This window comes from Streptomyces sp. NPDC059142 (assembly GCF_042755665.1).
Lineage (GTDB): Bacteria > Actinomycetota > Actinomycetes > Streptomycetales > Streptomycetaceae > Streptomyces.
Genome location: NZ_JBHZDA010000125.1, coordinates 14929 through 17895, shown reverse-complemented (window position 1 = coordinate 17895; position 2967 = coordinate 14929). Strand labels below are relative to the sequence as shown.

The following is a 2967-nucleotide window of genomic DNA, read 5'->3' as shown; positions in this document are numbered from 1 at the left end:
GTGCGCTGGTGGGGGCGCGGGTCTTGTCACACCGGACTGGCGGCTAACCTACTCCCGGTGGCGAACGGACCCGCGTCGGAACCGCCGGGGCCGTCGATGCCCCCGGGGCCTCCGGGGCCTCCGGGGCCTCCGGGGCCTCCGGGGCCGGAGCCTCCCGCCTCGGGCGGCGCCGGGAACCCCGACGGCCAGGTGTGCACCGGCTCGCCCTTGTGCATCAGCTCGCAGTAGCGGCGGGTCGTCGCCGCGAGCGCCGCCTCCCGCTCCAGACCGGCCTCCAGCGCCCGGTGGAAGGTCTCCACCTGCCAGGAGGCGCCGTTCACCCGGCGCTTGCACCGCTCCTCGATCACCCCGAGGTAGAAGTCCCGGTCGACCGGCGCGACCTGCCAGGCGTCGAGCCCCGCCGCGGCGAGCGGCAGCAGTTCGTCGCGTACGAGCTTCACCGCCGGTACGGTCGTCATCCCGCCGGTACGGCCCGGGCGCGGCCAGCGCAGCTCCGCGTCGATGCCGTGCCGGCACGCCTCCTCGAAGTTCCGGGCGGCGTCCTCGAAGGGCAGCCGGCGCCACACCGGCCGGGCGTCCTCGGCGAGCGCCCGCACGAGTCCGTAGTAGAACGCGACGTTCGCGATGACATCGGTGACGGTGGGTCCCGCGGGCAGCACCCGGTTCTCCACGCGCAGATGCGGGGCGCCGTCGGCGACCTCGTACACCGGCCGGTTCCAGCGGTAGACCGTGCCGTTGTGCAGCGCCAGCTCCTGGAGGTCGGGCATCCCTCCCGCGTCCAGGACCCGCATGGGGTCCTCGTCGTCACAGATCGGCAGCAGCGGGGGGAAGTAGCGCAGGTTCTCCTCGAAGAGGTCGTAGGCGGAGCTGATCCAGCGCTCCCCGAACCAGGTCCTGGGGCGTACCCCCTGGGCCTTCAGCTCCGGCGGCCGGGTGTCGGTGGCCTGTTCGAAGAGCGGCGGCCTGGACTCGCGCCACAGCTCCCGGCCGAACAGGAAAGGCGCGTTGGCACCGAGTGCCACCTGTACGGACGCCACCGCCTGGGCCGCGTTCCACACGTCGGAGAACCGGTCGGGGGTGACCTGGAGGTGCAGTTGTACGGAGGTGCAGGCGGCTTCCGGGGTGATGGAGGCCGAGGTGCACGTGAGCCGTTCCACGCCCTCGATGTCGAGGGTGAAATCCTCGCCGCGGGCCGCCACCATCTGGTCGTTGAGGAGTGTGTAGCGCTCCACGTCGGAAAGGTTCGCGGAGACCACGTCGTGCTGGGTGAGGGTCGGAAGAATTCCGATCATCACGATCCCCGCGTCGACCTCACTGGCTTTGCGATGGGCATATCCGAGGCCCGTGCGCAGTTCCTCGGCGAGTTGGTCGAGTACGCGCCCGCCCAGCCGGTGGGGAGCCACGTTCACTTCCATGTTGAACATTCCGAGTTCGGTCTGGAAATCTCCACTCGCGATGCGCTTCAGCACCTCCGCATTCATCATGCGGGGCATCCCGTCGGAGCCCGCCAGATTCAGCTCGATCTCCAGGCCCATCAGATTCTTGGGCCGGTCGAACCTCTCCTCCGCCAGTAGTCGCTCCAGCACCCTGAGGCACTGTTGGAGCTTCCTGCGGTATTTCTGCCGATCGGACAGGTCGGAACCGCCCGCTTCGACCTTCTCCCCCATCGAAGTGTCCCTCCTCGACTGGGCTTCCGGCGGCTGGGGCCGCTCGCGTCACGATCGATAATGCCCACACAGAGTGATCCGTAACGTCCCGCTCCGGGCCGACGCCCGGTAGGGTGGCGACTCCGGCCCCCGATGCGTCCGGCACATTCACTCGGCATGACGGGCGACAGAGTGGGTAGTGGATTTTCGTTTCCACTTCTCGAAGGCCCTGCGGAATCGCCGACCATTTTCGGCCGACCCCGTCCGGCGAATCAGCCCAGGCCAGGCACCGCTCCTCCGCTATTCATCCACAGAAAACGCGTGGGAGAAAGACTTAATAGTGCCTTGCCCGCAATACCCGGTGCGGCTAGCGGAAACATGGTGTGAACACGCGTCGTATAAACTCTGCCCACGAGGCAGAGAGTCGGCGCCCGGTCGTACACGACCCGGTGACCCACCTCTGACCCCGCACGCCGACAGCGATGTCCGCACCCGCCCACGCTCCATTTCACGCGTCACCCTGTCTCCTGAATGAGAGGCAACCCACCATGCCGCTGCATGTACCCCCGGCCCCGGCGCCCGCCCTGCGCAGCGTTCTCGCGGCACTCGGTTCCCCCACCGCCGTGCGCGATGGACGCACCCCCGCTCTGCAGTCCGTCCAGGGACCGCTGAGCCCCGAACTCCCGCTCCCCGTCCATGTGCTCGACCACGTCAACCAGGAGGACCGCACCACCACACCGGGCGGCGGAGCGCCGCGGACCAGGCTGACAGGCTGGCGCTTCCTGATCCGCAGCGGCGAGCGCACGGTGGCCGCCGCCGACACCGTGCTCACCGCGGACGGCTGGACCTTCTCGCGCTTCTTCGAGGGCCCGTACCTGCCCTCCACGGAGCGCGCGCTGCGCCAGGCCGAGGGCCTGACGACGTCCTACCAGGCCCGGCTGCTCTCCATACCCGAGCTGTACATGCTCACCCTCTGGCTGCACGGCGACATGGAGGCCGACCCCGGCGCGGGCGCGCCCGCGCCGGCCGACATCCTCGTGCCGCTGGCGCCCGCGCCGCCCGGCATCGCCGCGCACCGCCCGCACCGGGTCGCCGAGTTGCTGCCCGTGATCGGGCTGCGGCTCACCCCCGCCTCCGTGCTCCCCCCGGCCCCTCCGCTCGCCCCCGCTCCACCGCTCACGCCGGCCCCGCCGCTGCTCCGCACCCCGGCCTGAACGCGCTCCGGAACTCCGGCCCCTGTGCCCCGCGGCCCCCTCGGGCGCGGGGGCCGTAGCCGCCCCAGCGGCGTGGTCAGCTCAGGCCACAGCGAACCCCCCGGAAA

1 protein-coding gene and 1 pseudogene are annotated in these 2967 nt (G+C 70.6%); one reads left to right on the top strand and one right to left on the bottom strand.

Going from position 1 to position 2967, the window contains the following annotated elements:
* Positions 1-164: 164 nt before the first annotated feature.
* Positions 165-1667, bottom strand: a pseudogene (locus tag ACFXPK_RS29835) (glutamate--cysteine ligase); the annotation flags it as partial.
* A gap of 527 nt (positions 1668-2194) precedes the next feature.
* Between ACFXPK_RS29835 and ACFXPK_RS29830 the strand changes: the two are divergent.
* On the top strand, positions 2195-2860 hold the full coding sequence (locus ACFXPK_RS29830; RefSeq protein WP_385080201.1) for a hypothetical protein: 666 nt from the start codon (positions 2195-2197) through the stop codon (positions 2858-2860).
* Positions 2861-2967 lie beyond the last annotated feature (107 nt).